The organism is Allomuricauda sp. MMSF_3307 (assembly GCF_030733585.1).
In the GTDB taxonomy this organism is placed as follows: Bacteria; Bacteroidota; Bacteroidia; order Flavobacteriales; family Flavobacteriaceae; genus Flagellimonas.
On sequence record NZ_JASHIQ010000008.1, the window covers coordinates 1 to 22,893 of the forward strand.

The following is a 22,893-nucleotide window of genomic DNA, read 5'->3' on the forward strand; positions in this document are numbered from 1 at the left end:
GGAAATCCCGAGTCCCCGCATCAAAATGGTTCTTTCTTAATTCTACGCTGTCGTTACAATATGTATATGAACTTCTTGTCTTTTTTTCTTTCAAAACACCTCTTTCGGTCTTTCAAAAGCGCCTTGCCTTATCAGCTAAGCGGGTGCAAATATACGCACCTTATTTCCTTACCACAAAATGTTTTTCGATATTTTTTTTGAAAAAAATTAGATTCATTTCTAAGTGCTTGTTTTCCAGTAATTCCTTTTTACGATCTTCCAAAAAATTATGAAAAGAAATTCCAGACCAACCCAAATCTGATCACAAAATCACGATAGGGATAATTGGGCGCCGAGTAGTAATTGGGCTCTGAAAAAATGGAATTCAAGTGTTCGGCCTTTAAATAAATCCTTGTTTGTCTCACTTTGGCATTTATAAAAAGATCTAACAATGGATATCCGCCAAACTCTTCATTGTTCTGAATATAGAATTCGCCCAACAGCGGATTGTAGGCATTCATATTATATGCGGTAAAATACTTAAAGGTTACTCCTGTTTGGATAAACATTGCCTTTTTAAAGACATCGCTGGAAAAATACAGACTGTTCCTTGTCACAATTTCTGGAAGATTGAGCACTTGGGCGCTTTGGTCCACGCTCTGATACATCACCGTATTCATTAAGGCCCATTTTCTCCACTTTACTTCCTTTTGATACTTTACCTTTAAATGGTTTACCGTTCCCGATTCCTGAAAAGGTCTTACGAAGGCCGTTTCTTGCCCCAACCCTATTTGCTCTTCATTGGCCGTTGATGCGAAGTAAGTGTAATTCTCCAATGTACTGTATTCCGCTGTTAAATCACCTAGCATTTTGGATTCCAAACCAAATTTGATGCTCTTTGTCCGTACATTCTCAAAAGTATCCGTGTTTTGCCAGTTGAAGTTGCGGTAGTCACTCTGATATAGCAGATAATTAAAATCGGGCATGCGCGACGATAGGTGTATGGAACCGGTTACCGAATGATTCTCGCCCAATCGATATCTGGCAAAGGCGTCCAAATTGTTTCCCGTAAGCTCACCCGATACCGTATAATTAACATCCCCCTCCAGATACAAAGGTCCAATGGTATTACTGTAACTTCCTCCTACAGAAATCTCTTCTCCCTGCAATTTGTTTTGAATGGTCTCTTCCTCCGTGATCAGAATACTGTTGAAGAAGTAATTATAGTTGAACAATCCAATATTGCCCGACAGTTTTCCCAACGTCCTATTTGAAAATTCTACGGTACCTTTATTGAACATGGTCTTCAGCCTTGCCCTATCCCTGATGGGAACCAAAAATGGGTCTTGCCCCAATGCATCATTTCGTTGGGTTTGCTCAAAATCATAAAGTTTGGTCTCGTAACTAAATTCGTGACCAATGGCCAAGGTTGTTGGATTGGTATCAACAGAATCTCTTTTTGCGTTGACCAATTTGAACCGTTGGTCCAAAAAATATCGCTTGCCCAATATTTTGTTGTTCGCATTTTCATAAAGCGGGTCGATCTTGGCCCGATCTTGAAAATCGGGTTGGTCATCCTCAAATTGGCTCCGATCTCGCAGACCACCACTTTCTTCCGTTCGCATATCCTGCGCGGCAATGTGTCCCCTGAGACTATATCGTCCATTTTGGGAAAGATAATTGAAGGTGACCCTGAATTTTCCGTCCTCTGCTTCTTCGTACCTATATTTTCCCAAGGACCTAAAACCATTGTAGGCCACTGATGCATTGAACCGTTCGGAAATATTGAAAGTGAGCAACGCATCCAAATACTGCCCTTGCTCCATGGTCGTCTTGAACATGAGCTCCGTCATGGGCGTAGGGACATTATAATAGTTGATGTCCTCTTTTTCAAAATAACCAGGGTGCTTGGCCGTTGCGCCAATTCTTGGGTAATAAGGTGTCGATACAAAGCTTTTGCCCAACTCATTATAAGGTTGCCCCATATTGGCAAAGGGCATTAACTCAAAATCATCTTCCCTTAAATAATTGTAGATATAATCCTTTCTGATAGTCAAAGTGGTATCGACATAAGTCGTGTCCCTTTGATAGGAGATGATCTTGTAATCGTTTATGGTAACGGAATCCTTCTGTTTTGATTCCATTTTGGTTCTACGTTCTTCCTTTGCCCTGCGCCTATCAGCATCCATTGGAGCAGCTTTAGTTTTTGGAAGTGTGAGGGAATCTTTGATTTGAAGCCTTGTAGAGTCCCCCTCCTTTTGCGGAGGAATCGAATCTTGCTGTGCCAAGACCGATTGGCCAATCAATAAAAGTAGGGTCAATGCTAAAAATCTCATTCCTTGATATTGGTTGGGCAAAGGTAAAAGTTTTGTTTCTAAAGAAATGTGAAAAGTTGAGACATAAAAAAACCCCCGCTGCTGGCGGGGGTCCTTTATTTTTAATGCGCTATTCCTATTCAAAAGGAACTACGGCATCCGATGTTTTGTTGTTCACCAAAATCTGGTTCAAATCGATTACGGTACTCGCAGTGGTTGAACCGGGCTCGTAGTTGATGGCATCAAGGTCACCTACTACAGCAGCAATGAAAGAAGGGATTACCGGAGTTGTACCCAAGTCACCTTCATTGATGTTCTCGTTCAACAGAATCTCGTTCTCATCGATGACCAGTTTTACACCCATGTCAACAAATCGAAGACCTTCGGCAATGAACACCTCTTGTCTAGTGCGGTACAATAGCGCCAATCCAGCATCGTCATCCTGCATGGCAGCAACGTCGGCAGCGGTCAAGGAAGTTCCAGAAACTGAAGGAACATCCACGTTTCCATCCTGACGGGACAATACAAGTCCAGCTCTACCATTTACGATGATATCATCGCTATCTGGCCTTGAACCTTCATCAACCTGGGAACGTTGCTCGATGGAATCATCGATGTTTCTCACTTCCCTTGTGTCGATCAAATCCAATAGATTGTTCAAGTTGGTTCTGGCCGCAGTGATGTTATTGTCTGCCAATGCAGCTTCAGCCAAAATCAAATAAGCCTCTTCCGCTTTTAGGTAATGCACGGGAGCATCTTGCGAAGTACTCAAGAAAGAATACTTTGGATCCAAGAAGTCCAAGGTTGGCAATGGCTGTAAATCATCGAAGGTAGCTCTTTGGTAAAGCGCGTTTTCGAAAATGTTTACAGGACCGTTCGCCTGATCGAACAATACAAATCGGTCAAAATCACCACTCAGGCCAAGTGCCGCAGTAGCAGCAGCTACTGCTTCGTTCTTGTTGCCCAAATAGTAGTTTGCCCTTGCCTTGGCCAGATGATATTCTGGTTGGGGGTTGAGCGCAATGGCAGCGTCAAAAGAAGCAATTGCATTTTGATAATGCTCATTTGCGGTTATTGGAACACCTGTAGGTTCTGCTGGCAATGCGGAAAAATACATTGCGGACATCAAATAGGACATTCCTTCGAAAAAGTTAAACTCTGCCTCGGTAGCGGTGTCATAGTTAGGGTCACCAGGACCTACTTGGGCAAGACCAAATACAGCCAATTCTCGCAAACGCTGAATCTGACGCTGAGTATCCCTCATGTCAGGGTCTGTAATCTGGATTTCCAGACCGTCCATAAACTGGTTGAAGAACGTCTGTGTGTTTACATAGTTGTCCGAACCTAGCTCCGAAAGGACCAAGGTTTCGTTGAACGCGATTGCCAACTGTCTTTCGAGTCCTGAAAGCCAGATGGAGGCCGAGTTGGGCTGCCCCACTACGGAAGACTCCGATAGGTTGGGGTTTTCAACCTCTTTAAAGTCCACTACATCGCCAAAGTCGCCTGTACAGCTAATGGCTAGCATGGATAGAGAAAATATAATCAGTTTTTTCATCGTTATCTTTTTTTATTAAAATTGAAACCTTAGCGAGGCTACATAAGTTCTTGGTGCGGATTCCGTACCGTAGGCAAAACCACCACTGGCAAAACCGTTCTGTGCTGTAATACCGGAACCTGTGGTCTCAGGGTCAAAGTTACCTGCCGTCCAGTTGAACGGATTGGTCACGGTTACGCCCAAACGAATGTTGCTGAACAATGGCTTGGCGATATCCCCGAAGTTGTACGAAGCACCGATGTTTCTAACTTTCAAGAAGTCGTTGTCGAACACAAAGAAGTTCACGTAGTTGAAAGGAGATGTTGTTCCGATCAAATCCTCTGGGATTCCAGTGTTGTCAGTTCCTCTTAAGTGTCTCAACAAGAAGCTCAAATCGGTGATCTGACCTCCAAATTGATAATCGGCTGTCGCGAAGAAGTTGAAATCTCCCCAAGTGTAGTTAAGTCCCATGGAACCAAAGTTCGGGGCGAAAGTATCTCCTAGAGGCGTATTTGGCTCAAAGGAGTAAGTACCATCTTCCTGAAGGATTGCTGCAGTACCCCTTAGGTAACCCAAGCTCTGTCCTTCTTCCACTACTGATCCCAATACGGTGAAACCACCCACAACGAATGCCGGTGCACCTCCTGAATCGGTCACCAAGTTTTCGTTGGTGTTATAAGATAGGTTAACACTCAAAGTGTGCTTGTCCGTTTGGATCGGAGTCGCTCTCAACTCAAATTCGTAACCTTTGTTCTCTACCTCACCAATGTTCTGGATCTGGTTCAACTGACCTGTTGAAGGCGCTGACTGAGGTGTAAACAATGCATCTTCGGTGATACCCACATATCGAGTACCGCTCAAGAACAACCTGTTGCTGAAGAAACCAAGTTCCACACCAAATTCAGTGGTCTTTACACGCTCGGATACCAACTCATCATTACCAGGATTGGCAAAGGTAAAGGAAGGTCCTCCCAAGAATGGGTTCTGGGCAAAGGTCCTGTCCTGCAAAAACGGCTGTGCAAAGTTGGTAGCCTCACCGTAGTTGGCACGCAACTTCACTGTAGAAAGTATATTGCTGATACCTGCATCCCTGTAAAAATCGTGGTCGCTCAAGTTATAGGTAAGACCGATTTTAGGAAGGAAAAGTGGATCGGTATTGGAACCGGAAGCAGTGTTCCTGTCCAATCTACCACCCAATTCCAAGAAGGCCACATCGTAGATACCGATGTTCTCCAAGAAGTACAGACCGTAGTTCGCGTTTTCAAGAACGAAATCCGAGAACGCTTGCTCTGAGAAGTTGTTCAAGGAACGGGTTCCATCAACACCTCCAGAACCGTCAAGCCTGTTCTGTCTGTCAGAAGTTCTAAAGAACTGCCCACCTAGAATACTTACAAAAGAGAAGTTTTCCAAATCGGCTGTATGCGTAATGTTTACGTCAGTAGTCAAGGTGAATGCAGAACGCAACACCCTGCTCAAACTACCTTGATCGGTAGTACCAGGAGCAATAGCACCAAGCTCTACCAAAAGGGCATTGCTTTGCAATTCTTCCTGAACTGTATTCCTGTTATCGATACCGATGGTGGCGTTCACCTGTAGGTTATCGTTGATATCATAAATGAACTTATTGGAAGCGGTGATACGGTTGGTGGTGCTGGTAATGTCTACCAACTCACCAATTCTTCTGTACCTGGCCACTTCATCTTGCCATTCTGCATCCGTGAATTCATCGGTTGCTCCCCTAGCGGAACCTTCGATGTTGGAGAAACGCGAAAAGCTTGTGTTTGCGTTGTAATCCAAGTTAGATTCGAAATTCACAAAAGAGAAAGACCCTTGGTACTGTAATCTGTCGGTTACCTTTGCGGTCAATCCGAAAGTAAAGGATCTTCTTGTTTGCTCGTTGATGTCATTGAAGCTATCATCGGTATACAAGTTACCGGCGAAGTTATAGGAGAATTTCTCAGAACCTCCATTCAATCCAACCTTCATCTCTTGGGAAAGTCCGGGCTCAAAAATAGCCTCGGCAGTTCTGTCGTATCTCAAGAAATCCTTGGTTGCTTTGATTACCCCAAGATTGGTTTCGAAATAGGCTGAACTTTTTCCATCCTTACCTTTTTTGGTAATGATTTGGATAACACCGTTCGCAGCATCCGCACCGTACAATGTAGTTGCAGCACCACCTTTAATGTATTCGATTTTTTCGATGGACTCCACTGGGATATCCGCAAGGGCCGAAACGTTCGCACCACCTGTTCCAATACCCAATTGTGGGTTGGAGTTCAAGTTATCCACACGGATACCATCAATAATGATCACCGGAGTGGCAGATGAAGCAGCAGAAATTGGACCCCTTGTCCTGATCAAAGCTGCAGTACCGGGCTGACCGGAACTCAAGCGAATCTGTGCACTTGGAGTAGTCGACTGTAATAACTGGTCAATCTGGTTGGCAGGCAATTTGTCGATTTCTTCGGCATCCAGAACGTCAACCGTTGTAGACAACTTTCTTCTGGCGATACCAGAACCCTGACCGGTTACAATAACCTCTTCCAACGCCTGGGCGTCGGCTTCCATTTGTACATCGATGGTGGATGAAGCTCCTACAGTCCTATCAACGGTCTTTTGACCAATGTAGCTGAAGCGCAATACTTGCCCCTCACTGACCGAGATAGAATAATTACCATCAAAATCTGTTTGTGTTCCGTTGGTCGTTCCAACAACCAAAATGGAAACACCAGGCAAAGGCAGACCTGTGTCGTCCGTCACGTTACCTGAAACTGTTTTCTCTTGTCCGAAAGAGAAAGACATACATAACACCAAAAAAGGTGTCAGCATCCATGCTAACTTAGCTTTCATTTATTTCATTTTTTGAATTAGTCCAGCCCAAAAGTCAATATAAAAAGTTAATATTCAAAAAAATTAACACCACCAACAATCGTATATTAGCGCAGTATCCATCAGGGTTTTTCATAATTTTAACAGAATATTCGCAAGCTAAAGCCTTATAAATAGGATATGTAGGAATTTTTTTAACTTTTCATTAATAATTATGTTTTTTCTAACAAACACCCTGTTAAATTTTTAAGAAATATGTTAAAATCGTGTTACCGAACCTTTTTTGAAGCAGGAACCGATGAAGCTGGCAGGGGATGCCTAGCTGGTCCAGTGACCGCTGCGGCCATTATTTTGCCCGAAAAATTCAACCACAACACCTTAAATGATTCCAAACAGCTTTCAGAGGCCAAGCGGACCCTTTTAAAACCAATTTTGGAAGAAGAAGCAGTCTGTTTTTCTGTAAGTCATGTTTTTCAAGAGGAAATTGATGAAATCAATATTCTAAACGCTTCTTTTTTGGCCATGCACCGAGCCATTGCTCAGCTAAGCCCACAACCAGAATTCTTGATTGTGGATGGCAATCGTTTTAAGCCCTATCCTAAAATCGAACACCAATGCATTATAAAAGGAGACAGCAAGTATATGAGCATTGCGGCCGCATCCGTTTTGGCCAAAACCTACCGTGATGAATACATGGCACGTATCCATGAAGAGTTCCCAATGTACAATTGGAAAAAAAACAAAGGCTATCCTACCAAAGAGCATAGGGAGGCCATTAGAACATATGGCCTTACCAAGTATCACAGAAAAAGCTTTAGGCAACTCCCTGAACAGTTGTCACTGGAGATTTAAAAACCCTAACTTTGTATGAAACTTCAAGAATGAGATTAAAGGTACTTTTCTGCTTGCTCCCCATTTTGATTGCTTCGTGCACAAAAGAGGTGAAGACCAAAGACTCCCTTCTTCAACATTTACCGCCCAACCCATCGCTTGTCGTAAAAATCAACAACCTCACCAATTTTAGGAGCGAGCTCAAAAACAATACCTTTTTGAAGGATGTGGAACAGCTCTCGCACCTGAACGACATCCTATCCAAAGTCAAAAGCCTTGAACATCTTTCTACCGACAAAACAACGGCACTTGGTATTTACGAAGTCGGAAAGGGCCATTATGATTACATTCTAGTCGCAAAAAACAACGCGGACCTGTTCAATGTCGATAGCATTGCCAATAAAACTATAGAATCCATCACCTACGAAGGGACCACAATAACCAAATACACTTTGGATGGACTGGAAGTTTTTGGAGTGCAAAAAGAGAACGACATGGTCATGAGCTCCTCCCAAATGCTCATCGAGAACATGGTCCGTATGAGCGGGAACCAACAAACAGACCCCAATCTGGAAAAGCTTTACGAAACGAGTGCCACGGATAAATCGGCAACGCTCTTCCTTAACCCTGAAGGAAATATCTCTTTGCTTTCCCTAAAGGAAAACAACGATGCCAACAAACCATTCTCTTCATGGATTTCCTTGGATTTTACCGCCAATTCAGATGAAGTGAACCTCAACGGAGTGGCCATGGCCACTGACTCCACCAAAACCTTTATCAATCTGTTTAAAGGCACTTCCCCCCTTGCCAATAAAACGGCTGCCTATGCCCCACTCAATGCACAGGCCATCATTTCCTATACCTTTGACGACTATAGGGTATTTGCCAACAACCAGAACTCTTATTTGGACAGGGTAAAACAAACTGATTCCCTCTTCAACACCATCGAAGAGGTAGGCATCATCTATTTGAACAACAAAAAGACGGTACTTCTAAAATCGTATGGTACCGAAGGGCTCTACGATTACTTGGACAGTAAAAAAACGGCCTCACAAAACTATCAGGGCAACGAGATCTTGGAACTGCAGGAGCCTAAACTCATTACCGAAAACTTCACGCCCCTAGTTAAAAATTTTGAGGCCAACTTTTGTACGGTCATTGAAAACAGCTTTATTTTTTCAGAGGATAAAGAAGCGTTACAGACCATCATCAGCAGCCACAAAAGTTCTTCCTCTTTTGATAAGGACCAGGGTTATTTAACCGCCAAAGCATACATGGCCAACGAGTCCAGTATGCTTTTTATTTCCAATGCTGCGGGCATCGATTTTTTTACCGAGGCGGAACTTTCCGAAGATGTGGCAGAAGATATCGTAAATGACGACCTGAACGACTTGGTCTTTGCTTCGCAAATGGTGATGGACAATGGCTTTGGCCATTTCAATTTGCTGACTTCCAAAATCAAGCAGAGCCAAGAGAAAAATGCGGTATCGCCCTTGTTCACCTTGGAACTCAATACCGATTTGGCTACCGATCCACAATTCGTGAAAAACCACAGGACCAACGAACAGGAAATCGTTGTGCAGGACCAAAATAATGTGCTTTACCTTATTTCCAACGACGGAAAGGTGCTGTGGACCAAACAACTGGATGGTCGAATTCAAGGGGACATCCAACAAGTTGACATCTACAAGAATGGAAAATTGCAGATGGCCTTTACCACCAACGATCAATTCATGGTCCTTGACCGCAACGGCGACGAGGTGGCCCCATTCAAAATTGATTTTGAGGGAGGCAACCTAAATCCATTGGCCGTTTTTGATTATGATGGAAGTCGGAACTATCGCTTTGTAGTGACCCAAGGCCGAAAAGTATTCATGTACAACAATCAAGGAAAAATTGTGCGCGGCTTTACCTTTACCGAAGCACCCAGCAATATTTTGGGTGCGCCTAAGCATTTTAGGGTAGGCAACAAGGACTACCTTGTCTTTAGATTGGACAACAGCACCATCCGCATTTTGCACCGTGTAGGTAGCGACCGCATCAAGGTGCCGGAAAAAATCGATTTCTCCAATAACGATGTGTTTCTGTACAAGGACAAATTCACGGTGACCAACAAAACAGGAGTGCTCCACCAAATCGATACCAACGGAAAACTGGTCGCAACGAATTTCAACCTAAATCCAGATCACGGTTTTTACGCCACCAGCAACACCTTGGTGTTTATGGACGATAATGTGCTGAGCATTAAGGGCAAAAAAGTGGAACTGGAACTTGGCGTGTATTCCAAGCCTGAGATTTTTTACATCTACGATAAAATCTATGTGGGCGTAACGGATATCCAAAACCGTCAAATCTATTTGTTCGACAGCCAAGCAGAGCCCATCCCCAATTTTCCCGTATTCGGCAGTTCCATGATCGACCTTACCGACATGGACAACGACAAACAATTGGAATTGGTCGCAAAAGATCAGGACAATTCCCTGATTGTGTACAAAATAAACTAGCCGTTCATCTGGATGCGACTTATACAATAGTTGCTACGAAACATACATATTTGATTTCAGGAAGGAGTTCATTTTAGTAATTTGGGTGGAATTGCTTTATCAACAAACTAAAACACTTAGAAATGAAAACCTCCAACAAACTATTCTGCTGTTTGTCCTTTGCCCTATTGCTGGGCACTAGTGCCGAGGCCCAATTCTTTAAAAAATTGGCCAAAAAAGCGGAAAAGGCAGCCGAACGAACGGTTGAACGCCGAGTAGAACAAGAAACCTCCAAAAAAACAGACCAGGCCCTCGATAGTATCTTGGAACCCGGTTCTGGCGGAAATACGCCAGGAAACACACCCGGCAATGAAAATACCAACGGGAATGCAGATGGTAATCCCTCCACTACGGGACCTATGACCACTGGGCCAAAAACCATGGAAGTCTACAGCAAATTTGACTTTGTTCCTGGGGACAAGCCACTTTTTTATGATGATTTCAACGACGATTTTATGGGTGATTTCCCATCCAAATGGAACACCAATGGTTCTGGAGAAGTAGTAACGGTAGGAGACCTTCCCGGAAAATGGTATTCCGTGGCCAATAGAAGTCTTACGATTCCCAATCTGGGCACTCAACTCCCAGAGGACTTTACCATAGAATTCGACCTCAAAGTCGTTAATTTGAGTAGAAATACAGGCTCAGGTGCCGTTCTTAGCATTTACCTTTCCGAGACCGATGGGTTGACGACAAACGAAAACAATGCATTTGCCAACCTCAATTTTTGCCAATACATCGCAATCGGGGTAAGAGTTGACAATAATTTTAGGGGAGACCCTGCCCCCATACAAAACACTTTACAGCAAGATCTACGTCAATTATATCAAGATGTAGTGCATGTATCCATAGCGGTAAACAAAAACCGCTACCGGCTTTGGCTCAATGAAAACAAGATTGCCGACCTACCCCAGTTTATCGTAAAACCGGAATTGATCAACTACCTGAAGTTTTACGTGAATGGCATCGACAAGCAAAAAAGACAGGAACAAGTGTTGATCAGCAACCTAAAGATTGCCGAAGGAGGCGTAGATCTTCGAAGAAAATTGATGTCCGAAGGTAAAATTTCCACCAACGGAATCCTTTTCAATTCAGGTTCGGCAGACATTTTACCGCAATCAATGGGTATCATCCGGCAGATTTCACAAGTGCTGAACCAAGATGGTTCCATCCAATTGAATATTGTGGGGCATACCGATTCTGATGGCTCCGATGAAAGCAACATGACGCTTTCCAAAAATCGGGCAGAGGCCGTTAAAAAGGCATTGGTATCTGTATATGGCATTTCTCCGGACCGATTGACTTCCGAAGGAAAAGGCGAAACCGAGCCTGTTGCCGATAATACCTCCGCACAGGGCAAAGCACAGAACCGCAGAGTTGAATTCATTAAAAAATAACACCAAACAAACACATGAAACGATATTTAATTCTTGTGCTGCTTGCGATATTCGCAGCACACACATCCAATGCACAAAACAGCTGCAGCACCTATTACCCTTTGGTCGATGGTGCCAATTTCCAATACACCAATTACGATAAAAAAGGAAGGGAAGAAGGTCAGATCAATTATACCATCACCAATGTGGAAAGCAATGGGGAAAATGTAAGCGCCACCATGCAAATGGAGTTCGTTGACAAAAAAGGGAACAGTTTCCTCTCCGATTACAACATGGTCTGCGAGGGCAATGTGGTAAAAATTGACTTCAAGTCTCTAATGAACGAGCAAATGCTCAGTCAAATGGGCGATGTGGAGATGGATATTTCCGGGACGGATGTGGAACTACCCAACAATCTTTCCGTAGGACAGGAACTGCCCGATGCCAATATGCAGGTCAAAATGAAAATGGGCGGCGCCATTAATATGAACACCAATGTGGAGACCATCAACCGCAAAGTGGAAAAGCGGGAAAGCGTGGACACCCCGGCAGGCACGTTTGACTGCTATGTGATCTACAGCGAGACCAAGACCAAAATGATGATGACCAACCAAACCTTTCCATCCCGCATGTGGTTGGCCGAAGGCGTAGGAATGGTCAAACAGGAATCCTACAATAAAAATGGAAAATTGATGGGCAGCTCTTTACTCACCCAATTCAGCAAATAGGAAGTCCTTATTTTATGACAATCAAAAACCGAGGTAAATGCCTCGGTTTTTTGTTAGTCCTTTTTGTTGGGTAAGGGAGAAATCATGATATGCGCACGGTGCGTCCCTGGATTCATGATCCAAGGGTGGTTAGACCCTATCGGTTGTTCCGGTAAACCTGTGGACTCCGCCGTGGCAAAGGGCAAATACACCACATAGCGGTACTGGGCATCTTCAACCTCGTGGGTTTCTGGGTCGTAGCGGTCGCTCTCACCATAGTAGATGTGCAACGTAGCTCCGGGTATTCCCATATCCAACTTGCCCGATTTGGCCTCTTCTTCACGGATATCAAAAATTTCCGGCCCTGTTTTGCCCTCGGCCCGCAATTCACGTCCCCTAGCCATAAACGGCTCCAGGCTTTTGTGGTAACATGCCGCATTAAAGCCTGATTTTTTGGGATCATCCGCAAGCACAATGAATTCATTATCCCCCTCCTTGAGCGTCACAAACTCCCCGGCCATATTATAGCCGATTACCTTGCACCCATCACGACTTTCTGCTGGCGCAGCCATTAGCGAAGTGGCAATCAGGGCCTCATCGGAATCAATGGGAACATAGTTGGTTTTTATTTCTTCGGCGGTGCTATTTTCTGTTGTTTCGGAGGAAGTGGAATTATCCGTATCCGTATTTTTTTCCGTATTGGTCTTGCAGGAGATAAAGGCTCCGATCAGGGCAATAGTTAAGAGAAATCGTTTCATGTTATGTTAAATTTAGTTACCGGAATATGAAGACCAACTAGCAAAATTTAATTTATTCCACTGATTTGAATCCCATATTCACCCATCATCGGGTAAGTTAAGGATTTTTGTACCAAGGTTAGTGGAGTTGCAATACGCCGTTGCCAAAATGACACTTTTGCTAAAACATCCACTATTTAAAACTACTCATATGCAATCTGGTTTTCTAGTCAAATTCCCATCTGACAAAAGGACCAAAATTATTATTGAAAACTTTGTCTGGTCCAGACCAATCAAAATTGACGCCCAAGCCGAATATAAACTGATTTTTCTGAACTCCACCCCTTAAGTAAACATAGCTGATATTATGTTCATTATAATTAATACTAAAATTGTGAATGAACTGTAATCTGCTATAAAATTTCCAGTTACTATTAATTGGTGGGTGATACTCATACAGCCCAAATAACTTTGCATCGAACCCATCATTGAGGAAAAAGGACAAATTTGTTACTGCCAAGAAATTTTTACTGGCAAAACTATGTTTAGGTCCTACTATGGGCGAGAAACCTGCGAACGAATTAAAGTCCAATCCCGCCATAATCCCAAAGCCCTTCTTAAAATTATATCCAAATTGAGAAATAATTATTGCCCTGTTTTCTTCAACTTCATTTTTATAGTTTGCTTTGTAAGTGGCTAAACCAAAAAAATCAAATTTACTGGTTGGACTGAAAAATCTTTTTAACACGAACTGTGAGTACACCTCTTTGTTTCCCGCCATTATCTCAATGGGAACGGAGGGGGTGGGATTTTGGGCAAAAACCTGTAAAGTGCTAAATGATAGAATAATTACAAATGAAAAGTAAAATTTAAATATTTTCATACCCATATCTTATAGTTTGGTGCGAAACTATAAACTTGGACAAGAAAAAAAGTTGCTCTAAAGCAACAATTAAATTTTTGATTTTAAGCGACTTAACGTGTATGGAGTAACACCTAAATATGAGGCAATCATTTTATTGGACAATCTGGACAAGATTCTAGGTTGATAACTCATTAGCCATCTTAATCGTTTTAAGGTGTCCTCTCCCTGAAAATTATAAATCCTTTTTACCGATGTCACATAGGCCATCTCCAATATATCCCGATAAATTAGATTTATTGATGGCTCTGTTTTAACCAACTCATAAAAATCATCTTTATCTATATATAAAATCTCTGATTTTTCAATTGACTGAATATTCTCTCTGGATGGTTCATTAGTGATTAAGCTAGTGAGATCGGTTCCAAATTTCCCTTCAAAGGCAAAATACCTTGTTAATTCTTTACCTTCTTCATTAAGATGAAAAAATCTCAAACATCCATGATTTATAAAATAAACTTTTCTACATACTTCACCTGCCTTTAAAATCTCTTCATATTTCTTTAAATTTCTAACTTTAAAGCAATGTGAAAAACGATTGAAATCTTCCTCATCAATAGCTGTTTTTTTCTTTATATAGCTAAATAAAATAGAGTGCATCCTGTTTAAATATAAATCATTTGTGAAAATTAGAGCCCAGTTTGGTTTTTCAAATTACATCCAATTACAAGTGATTTCAGTAAATTATTATCCGCAATTGATGTACTATGTTTGCAATTTGACATTTGGAAGAAAAACTAAACCCCAGTCGCTTCCTTAACCAACTCCGCCTCAAAAAGGTTGGTGAAATGATAGAGCAACTTTTCCTTGACTTCGCCCATATCCACAACCTTTTGACCGAGCTCAACATTGAGGGAAGTCACCGCTTTGTCCTTGATACCGCAGGGAATCATCAAATCAAAATAACCCAAGTCGGTGTTCACGTTGAGAGCGAAACCGTGCATAGTGACCCAACGGCTGGCACGAACGCCCATAGCACAAATTTTTCGGGCAAAGGGAGTGCCCACATCCAACCAAACGCCGGTTTCTCCTTCGGAGCGTTGGCCCTTGAGCCCATAATCGGCCAAGGTCAAAATCACCATTTCCTCCAAAAAACGAAGGTATTTATGGATATCGGTAAAAAAGTTGTCCAAGTCCAAAATGGGGTAGCCCACAACCTGTCCCGGGCCATGGTAGGTAATGTCTCCCCCACGATTGATCTTGTAAAAAGTAGCGCCCTTCTCCGCCAGTTTCTGTTCGTCCACCAACAAATTATTGATGTCTCCACTCTTGCCCAAGGTATACACGTGCGGGTGCTCCACAAACAAAAAATGGTTCGGTGTTTCAAGGCCTGCATCCTCCCGCCTATTGCGCACTTTGGTGTCCACAATATGCTTAAACAATGCTTCTTGGTAATCCCAAGTCTCCTTGTAATCCTTGAATCCTAAATCCTGTAGGGCAACCTTTTTGTTCATGCCACAAAGATACAAAGGCTTGTTCTAGAAAACTATTTCTCCAGCTCAACCTCCAAATCGAGTACAGAGGGGTCCTTCATCAAATCCAAAAAGTTGACTTCATAGATCAAGGTTTTGCCATCTTGACTAAAGGTAGCCGCCTCGGCGGTGGTGGATTTTATTTTCTTGGGAAAGTGATACTTCAAGGTATACGTAGACCCGGAAAGGAACATTTCGGCTCCTTCCAAACTGTCCAATTGCTGCTGAAACAGTTCTTGATCGATAATCTCAGCCTTACGGGTAAACTTGTTCTTTTTAAAGGTGTAGTAAACCTCCGTGGGCTGCTCGGTGGGTTTCATTTGGCCTTGCTGCGGATTGGAATTGTTTCCGATGGAACTTGCATCCTGAAAAGCGGCAAAGGCATCGTTTACATCGCTAACGTCCTTAAACTCGCTGAACAGGTCAAACTTCATCACCTTTTGTTCCGGGTCCATGACCATTCGCATATTAAATGGCTCCAATTTTTTCAATTTCTCTTGCTCTTCTAGCGGCAATTGAGCAATACTGTCCTTTTTTTCCTCTAAAAAGTCTTTGAAAGAGATAATGGAGTCAATGGGCTTTTCATTGGTCTTGGTCAATTCATCGCCTGCCATATCCATCATCTCCGAACCGTCAAAATTAATGGAGAGTCGACCCGAACCATCCTCTTGCAAATGGATTTCTTCCGTAAAATTACAGGAAGCGGCCAAAAGGATTATAGCCGTAACTATGGCATATTGAATTTTTTTCATGGTAGTTGTTTTATGGTTAGTGATACCTCTTTTGAGCTTTGTTCGATTGTATTTTGAACGATAAAAGTATCATAATCGGGCAACACCTACAATCACCACAGGTAAATTTAGATGAAAAGCCATCCGATCACATAATCAGAAGATGATTAATTCGGATTGTTCAAAATGACCAAGGCTGCAATTACCCCGGGAACCCACCCGCAAAGCGTCAATAAAAAAACAATAAGAATAGACCCGCAGCCCTTGCCGATAACGGACAGGGGAGGGAATAGAATGGCCAAAAGCACTCTCCAAAAACTCATAGGTATTCGATTTGATTGATGATACTTATAGGTAGTGAAAATGGGTGTTTTGTTACAGAAAACCACTATTTTTAACCAAAATCGGATACCAAATGCGGTTTTTCATACAAATCCTACTTGTTTTCACCTCATCAGCGCTATGGGGACAATTCCATTTCTCGGGTCAGGTGTCCCAAGAACATGCCGGCAACCCCATTTACCTTTCCTTGGTGGAGGATTATCGCAAATCTTCAAGGGTATATGTAGATCAAATTGTGCAAAAAGCAACGGTCGATTCCTTGGGCTATTTTGCTTTTGAAGGGGACAACCTCAATGTGCAAAACCGCATCTACCGTATCCATTTGGACGGTTGTTCGGACAATACTGGGGCCAATCATTTCCTAGGCCGATGCAACAATAGCCAGAATGTGCTATTTATCGCCAATAACACGGACACCTTGCAGTTTCCTACCTCTTTTGAGGACCAATCGCTATGCACCATAGCCTCTACCAACCCAAATTCTGGACTGCTTTTGGAAATAGAGGAACTCAAAGGCCAAATGGCCTTCGACTTTGCGGATTATCCATCAGAAGCTAACAAGAAACTGAACTTGGAGAAATGGTTCAAGACCCTTCACACCTTTGGAGAAGAAGCCAACGAGCCCTTGGCAGAACTCTATATTTACGATTTTTTGTCCGACAAACGAAACGAAACCTTTCGATTTTATCTGGATGACCTCACCACCAATGAATACTACGAAAACCTTTCCGAACGATTGGACAGCACCTATCCTATGGCTACATTTACGCAACAATACGAGGCTGAAATCACCACGGATAGGGAACTGGCGGGATTCAATCGTCCAAAATCTTCCAAATGGAATCGGACCATTATTGCTCTTTTGGCGGTTTCCCTTTTAGGGAATATCCTGTTTTTTCTTGGTAAACGGAAAAAGAACCAAGCTTCACAATTAATTGAAAGACTAACTCCCCAAGAGCAAAAAATCCTTCATTTAATGCTGGAAAACAAAACCAACAAAGAGATTGCCTCGGCGCTTTTTGTGAGCGTAAGCACCATCAAAACACACATCAACAACCTGTACAAAAAATTGGAGGTTACTTCGCGTGAGGAGATGGCGTTGCGCTTCAAAAATAAATTTCAACCCCCGGTCTAGTCCCCATTTCCAACGGGCATTTCTTCTCCCAGACCCTGATTTTAGTGAATTTGGCCGCCAAACCAAAAATCACTGAAAATCATGAAACGAGTATTGACCATTTTATTTGTACTAAGCTTCATCAAAATTTCCGCACAAGAATTCAACAAGGAAGTCACCACGGAAAACGGTCGGCAATTGCTAGTGGGTCAAATCAATCTGGAAGGACTACAAACAGAACCCTACGCCAGTTGGTTCCAAAGTGGATTCGACAACTACCAAGCAGACGAAACCTTGACGACTTTGCTGAAAGAAAAACTGGCCGACTACCGGATTAAATTATTTTTGGGTACTTGGTGCGGGGATAGCAAAAGGGAAACTCCAAGACTCATCAAAATATTGGAAGCCACGGATTTCCCCATGCAGCAATTGGAAATCATTGCCCTGGATTACCGGAAAGGTCGTTACAAAACCAGTCCCACAGGCGAAGAAAAGGACCTGAATATCATCAAAGTACCCACCATCATCTTTTTTAAGGATGGTAAAGAAGTGAACCGCATCGTGGAAAGTCCGTTGGAAAGTTTAGAAGAAGATATGGCCCAAATCATTTTTCAGAAGGGCTACACACCCAATTATGCATATTAAGTTGATGGCAAGGCAAGGATTTAAAGCGCAAAAGTGTAATTTTGCGCTTTAAATTTTTACAGACTATGCAACTATCGGAACAAGAGATCGTTCGAAGGGAAAAATTGACCAAACTTAGGGAAATGGGCATCAACCCATACCCCGCAGCGTTGTATCCTGTTGATGCCACTTCCAAGAGCATCAAGAATGATTTTGAAGAAGGGAAAAAAGTAGTGATTTCCGGTAGATTGATGTCGCGCAGAATTCAGGGAAAAGCCTCCTTTGCCGAACTGCAGGATAGTGAAGGGCGTATTCAGGTCTATTTTAACCGGGACGAAATTTGCCCTGACGACGACAAGACCCTCTACAACGATGTGTACAAAAAGTTGTTGGACATTGGGGATATCATCGGAATTGAAGGGGAGCTGTTCACCACCCAAGTAGGCGAAAAAACCGTGATGGTGAAAAACTTCACCTTGTTGAGCAAAAGTTTGCGCCCCTTGCCGCTACCAAAGGTAGACGATGAAGGAAAGGTGTACGATGCCTTTAACGACCCAGAACTGCGGTACCGCCAACGATACGTGGATTTGGTGGTAAATCCACAGGTAAAGGACACCTTCATCAAAAGGACAAAAATTACCAACAGTATACGGGAGTTCTACAATCAAAAGGGATATTTGGAAGTGGAAACCCCGATTTTGCAGCCCATACCCGGTGGAGCGGCCGCACGCCCCTTCCTCACCCATCACAATGCGTTGAACATCCCGTTATACCTACGGATAGCCAACGAACTGTACTTAAAAAGGTTGATCGTTGGAGGATTTGATGGTGTTTATGAATTCGCCAAGGATTTCCGGAACGAAGGCATGGACCGTACCCATAATCCCGAGTTTACCGTAATGGAGCTGTATGTGGCCTACAAGGACTACAACTGGATGATGGACACCACGGAAAAACTCTTGGAGAAAGTGGCCATTGATGCCACGGGCAGTTCCAAAGTAAAAGTGGGCCAGCACGAAATAGAATTCAAAGCGCCCTACCCAAGGGTTCCCATTTTGGAGGCCATTAAAATCCACACTGGTTTTGACGTAGCCGGAATGGATGAAAACGAACTTCGCGAAGTGGCCAAAAAATTGGACATCGAAGTGGATGATACCATGGGCATTGGCAAGTTGATCGATGAAATTTTCGGGGAGAAATGTGAGCACCACTACATTCAGCCCACCTTCATCATCGATTACCCAAAGGAAATGAGTCCTTTGACCAAAGAGCACCGCAGCAATCCTAGATTGACCGAGCGTTTTGAGTTGATGGTGAACGGCAAGGAGCTGGCCAATGCCTACTCTGAGCTTAACGACCCGATCGACCAACGGGAGCGATTTGAAGAGCAATTGAAACTCTCCGAAAAAGGGGACGACGAAGCTATGTTCATCGATCAAGATTTCTTGCGCGCCTTGGAGTACGGGATGCCCCCAACTTCTGGAATTGGTATCGGGATAGACCGTTTGGTGATGTTGCTCACCAACAATTCATCCATTCAAGAAGTGCTGTTCTTCCCGCAAATGCGACCAGAGAAAAAACAGGTGGAGCTCACCGAAGAGGAGAAAATCATTTTGGACATTCTTAAGCCACAAGGTCAGATGGCCTTGACCGACCTCAAGGAAAAAGCAGGGCTTAGCGGTAAAAAATGGGACAAGAGCACCAAAGGTTTGACCAAACATGGACTCATCAAAATTGAAAAAACCGAAGATGCCCTACTCGTAAAGTATACTGGATAGGTCAAAATCACCATTCCAGAAATAATCAAACCCCTGTACTTTGAATCAAGTGCTGGGGTTTTTATTTTTAAAAAAAGTTCTATCTTTCGACAGTTTTCTTCATAATCAGAAGGAAATTTCCAGCAGCATACCCCAATAATCTTACTAAAACCTATTTAAATGAAAAGAATGAAATTTGCATTCCTTTTTGTGCTGTTGGTATCGTTTACCGGTATGGCACAAGAGGTAACCGGAACCGTTTATGACGACCAAAACGTGCCCTTACCTGGAGCCTCAGTCCGAGTCAAAGGAACTCAAACAGGAGCCATCACCGATTTTGATGGTAATTACACCATAGAAGCGAATGAAGGCGACATCTTGGTGTTCTCTTATGTTGGCTTCAACTCCAAAGAAGCAATCGTAACGGGTAGCACCCTAAATATTACCTTGGAAGCTGGGCTGGAACTGGAAAATGTCGTGGTTGTTGGTTCTAGAAATCCAAATCGAACGGCAACCGAAAGCACTGTTCCTGTAGATGTCATTGATATAAAGGAACTTAATAATGTTGCTCCGCAGGTAAATTTAAATCAAATACTAAACTATGTGGCGCCATCCTTCACCTCTAACACGCAAACCATTTCTGACGGGACTGACCACATTGACCCTGCCTCTTTAAGGGGACTTGGACCAGACCAAGTATTGGTTTTAATCAATGGGAAACGAAGGCATACCTCCTCCTTAATCAATGTGAACGGTACTTTTGGCCGTGGAAGTGTTGGTACCGATTTAAATGCAATTCCAGCTTCAGCAATTAAGCGAATTGAAGTGCTCAGAGATGGTGCAGCAGCACAATACGGTTCTGATGCCATTGCCGGTGTAATCAATATCGTCCTGAACACCACGGTTAACGAATTGACAGCGACAGTTACAAGTGGTGCCAATTTTTCCAAAAATGCAAACGGGCAAACAGGCGGTGTAGACGGTGAAACAACAAATTTTGCAGCTAGTTATGGTTTGCCTCTAGGTAAAAATGGAGGTTACATCACATTCTCTGGAGATTTTGACGTCCGTGAAGATTACAATCGCATGAAAGAATGGGAAGGCACAATTTTTAATCTATACAATACCGTAGAACGCTTTGCTAGTCAAGACGGTTATGATCTATCCAATTTATTGGACGACGATGTCGCAGATGTAATTCAGTATGCAAATCAGGCCAATATTAATCTGAACGGAGCTACTAGCAAAGAAGAACTTCAACCCATTTTATCAGCAGATAATACTGAAGCGGAATTGGCAGCACGTGGGTTGCAAAGAAGTGATTTTAATATGCGTGTAGGTCAATCTGCCCTGAGAGGTGGTCGGTTTTTTGCCAACTTCGCTTTACCCGTGGATGATAAGGGTACAGAACTGTACTCCTTTGCCGGTATTAGCTCAAGAACGGGGAATTCGGCAGGATTCTATCGACTTCCAAATCAAAGTAGAACGTATACACCGGCTTACATCAATGGATTTTTACCCGAGATCAATTCCACTATTAGAGACCGTTCTTTCTCCGCAGGCATTAAAGGAATGGTCGGGGATTGGAATGTAGATTTTAGCAACACCTATGGTAAAAACTCCTTTCTGTACACCATTGGGAACACCTTCAATGCTTCTTTACAAAGCTCCTCTCCCACTGTCTTTGATGCTGGAGGTTTTGCCTTTAGTCAAAACACTACCAACTTGGATGTCAATCAATTTTTTGATAACGCAATGTCTGGCATGAACATCGCTTTTGGAGCGGAATATAGGGTAGAAAACTACAGTATTGAATCAGGTGAAGAGGCGTCATATTCTCAATACACGGCAGATGGCCAAGTAATTAGACTGGCTTCGCAACAACCATCCCAAGATTTCTTTGGAAATGCAAGACCTGGTGGGTCTCAAGTTTTTCCTGGTTTTAGTCCGAGCAACGAACTTTCTAGGGGAAGAAGCAGTATTGCTGGCTATTTTGATGTTGAGGCAGATTTCACAGAGAAATTCTTGGCGAGTTTTGCAACTAGATTTGAAAACTACAGCGACTTTGGATCTACTATCAATTTTAAACTAGCCACCCGATACAAAATTTCTGATAATATAAATCTGCGTGCTGCGGCAAATACTGGATTCCGAGCTCCTTCGCTACACCAAATAAACTTTAATTCAACATCAACCATTTTTGACCAGAACGGTAACCCTCAAGAGGTTGGCACCTTTGCAAATGACAGTAGGGCAGCTCAGCTTTTGGGCATTCCAAAACTTAAGGAGGAAACGTCTCAAAGTGTTAGTTTGGGAGTAACGGCTAAAATCCCCGATGCCAACTTAACTTTTACGGTGGACGGTTATTTTGTAAAAATTGACGATAGGGTAGTTTATACAGGGCAATTCCAAGGACCAGGAAATGGTTCGGAACTTGATAACCTTTTAGGACAGGCAAATGCTACTGCTGCATCTTTCTTTGCAAATGCCATCGATACCGAATCGAAAGGATTGGATGTTGTCATTACACATAAGGCACAGCTTGGAGCCAATTGGAGGTTAAATTCCGATTTGGCAGGTACCTTTTCCGAAACAAGACAAGTAGGGGATATAAATGCCTCAGAAGTTTTAAAAAATGCGGGATTGGTAGACACTTATTTTCCAGAAGATAGCAGGGTTTATTTGGAAGAGGCTGTTCCTAGAACCAAAGTTAATTTATCCAATAGCCTAAGCTCTGATAAGCTGATTTTCTTTTTACGAAATATATATTTTGGTGAAGTTACAGAGGCCACTACCAATGTGGATAGGCAACAAATATTTGGGACACAAGTGGTGACCGATTTATCCATAGGATATAAGTTCACTCCTTCATTAACTTTTACCGTTGGAGCCAACAACCTATTTGATATTTACCCAGATAGAGCCGCAGAGGTTTTGGCCGATGGTGGAAATAATCGAAGTGATGGGCGTTTTGACTGGTCAAGAAGAGCACAACAATTCGGAATTGGGGGTAGATTTCTATTTGCCAGGGCTAGTATTTCTTTAAAATAACGATATTCCGTTTCATTTTTTATTTTGGA

Annotated in this window: 17 protein-coding genes; 8 read left to right on the forward strand and 9 right to left on the reverse strand. The window is 42.9% G+C overall.

The genetic code is table 11. The features are described from left to right. Positions 1 to 266 precede the first annotated feature (266 nt). The 3 genes from RBB12_RS15870 to RBB12_RS15880 all read right to left on the reverse strand — a co-directional run bounded on the left by RBB12_RS15870 (position 267) and on the right by RBB12_RS15880 (position 6,678). Positions 267 to 2,315 (reverse strand): putative porin, encoded by a 2,049-nt coding sequence (locus tag RBB12_RS15870; protein WP_306014667.1) that lies wholly within the window; start codon positions 2,313 to 2,315, stop codon positions 267 to 269. Positions 2,316 to 2,430: 115 nt separating this feature from the next. Next, positions 2,431 to 3,849, reverse strand: a complete 1,419-nt coding sequence (locus RBB12_RS15875; RefSeq protein ID WP_293287091.1) for a hypothetical protein — start codon at positions 3,847 to 3,849, stop codon at positions 2,431 to 2,433. A 15-nt stretch (positions 3,850 to 3,864) separates the two neighbouring features. Continuing rightward, positions 3,865 to 6,678 carry a TonB-dependent receptor domain-containing protein gene (locus tag RBB12_RS15880; RefSeq protein WP_293287089.1) on the reverse strand — a complete coding sequence of 938 codons (2,814 nt, stop codon included), beginning with the start codon at positions 6,676 to 6,678 and terminating at the stop codon, positions 3,865 to 3,867. Between the two features lie 234 nt (positions 6,679 to 6,912). On the opposite strand from RBB12_RS15880, the gene RBB12_RS15885 reads away from it, so the two are divergent. From RBB12_RS15885 to RBB12_RS15900, 4 genes are all read left to right on the forward strand, one after another. After that, positions 6,913 to 7,509 (forward strand): ribonuclease HII, encoded by a 597-nt coding sequence (locus tag RBB12_RS15885; RefSeq protein WP_306014668.1) that lies wholly within the window; start codon positions 6,913 to 6,915, stop codon positions 7,507 to 7,509. Between the two features lie 29 nt (positions 7,510 to 7,538). Continuing rightward, on the forward strand, positions 7,539 to 9,992 hold the full coding sequence (locus RBB12_RS15890) for a ribonuclease HII (protein ID WP_306014669.1): 2,454 nt from the start codon (positions 7,539 to 7,541) through the stop codon (positions 9,990 to 9,992). Between the two features lie 122 nt (positions 9,993 to 10,114). Further along, complete coding sequence (locus tag RBB12_RS15895; RefSeq protein WP_306014670.1) at positions 10,115 to 11,428, forward strand: OmpA family protein; 1,314 nt, start codon at positions 10,115 to 10,117, stop codon at positions 11,426 to 11,428. A gap of 14 nt (positions 11,429 to 11,442) precedes the next feature. Next, entirely contained in the window at positions 11,443 to 12,135 is a 693-nt protein-coding gene (locus RBB12_RS15900) for a hypothetical protein (RefSeq protein WP_293287081.1), read from the forward strand. A 53-nt stretch (positions 12,136 to 12,188) separates the two neighbouring features. On the opposite strand, the gene RBB12_RS15905 is transcribed toward RBB12_RS15900, so the two are convergent. The 6 genes from RBB12_RS15905 to RBB12_RS15930 form a co-directional block, all read right to left on the reverse strand. Next, positions 12,189 to 12,872: a hypothetical protein gene (locus RBB12_RS15905; protein WP_306014671.1), complete on the reverse strand. Its 684-nt coding sequence runs from the start codon at positions 12,870 to 12,872 to the stop codon at positions 12,189 to 12,191. Positions 12,873 to 13,077: 205 nt separating this feature from the next. Then, complete coding sequence (locus RBB12_RS15910) at positions 13,078 to 13,740, reverse strand: hypothetical protein (protein WP_306014672.1); 663 nt, start codon at positions 13,738 to 13,740, stop codon at positions 13,078 to 13,080. A 63-nt stretch (positions 13,741 to 13,803) separates the two neighbouring features. Then, positions 13,804 to 14,373 carry a Crp/Fnr family transcriptional regulator gene (locus tag RBB12_RS15915; protein ID WP_306014673.1) on the reverse strand — a complete coding sequence of 190 codons (570 nt, stop codon included), beginning with the start codon at positions 14,371 to 14,373 and terminating at the stop codon, positions 13,804 to 13,806. 137 nt (positions 14,374 to 14,510) lie between these two features. Further along, positions 14,511 to 15,227, reverse strand: coding sequence for a lipoyl(octanoyl) transferase LipB (gene lipB / locus RBB12_RS15920; protein ID WP_306014674.1), 717 nt, complete (start codon positions 15,225 to 15,227; stop codon positions 14,511 to 14,513). A 32-nt stretch (positions 15,228 to 15,259) separates the two neighbouring features. After that, positions 15,260 to 15,997, reverse strand: coding sequence for a hypothetical protein (locus tag RBB12_RS15925; protein WP_306014675.1), 738 nt, complete (start codon positions 15,995 to 15,997; stop codon positions 15,260 to 15,262). Between the two features lie 146 nt (positions 15,998 to 16,143). Next, positions 16,144 to 16,299 (reverse strand): YqaE/Pmp3 family membrane protein, encoded by a 156-nt coding sequence (locus tag RBB12_RS15930; RefSeq protein ID WP_090291467.1) that lies wholly within the window; start codon positions 16,297 to 16,299, stop codon positions 16,144 to 16,146. A gap of 92 nt (positions 16,300 to 16,391) precedes the next feature. On the opposite strand from RBB12_RS15930, the gene RBB12_RS15935 reads away from it, so the two are divergent. The 4 genes from RBB12_RS15935 to RBB12_RS15950 all read left to right on the forward strand — a co-directional run bounded on the left by RBB12_RS15935 (position 16,392) and on the right by RBB12_RS15950 (position 22,864). After that, complete coding sequence (locus RBB12_RS15935) at positions 16,392 to 17,453, forward strand: response regulator transcription factor (RefSeq protein WP_306014676.1); 1,062 nt, start codon at positions 16,392 to 16,394, stop codon at positions 17,451 to 17,453. Positions 17,454 to 17,534: 81 nt separating this feature from the next. Then, positions 17,535 to 18,077, forward strand: a complete 543-nt coding sequence (locus RBB12_RS15940) for a thioredoxin family protein (protein WP_306014677.1) — start codon at positions 17,535 to 17,537, stop codon at positions 18,075 to 18,077. Between the two features lie 65 nt (positions 18,078 to 18,142). Beyond that, entirely contained in the window at positions 18,143 to 19,834 is a 1,692-nt protein-coding gene (lysS, locus tag RBB12_RS15945; RefSeq protein WP_306014678.1) for a lysine--tRNA ligase, read from the forward strand. A 159-nt stretch (positions 19,835 to 19,993) separates the two neighbouring features. Further along, a complete protein-coding gene (locus RBB12_RS15950) occupies positions 19,994 to 22,864 on the forward strand; it encodes a TonB-dependent receptor (RefSeq protein ID WP_306014679.1) in 2,871 nt (956 codons plus the stop codon). Positions 22,865 to 22,893 lie beyond the last annotated feature (29 nt).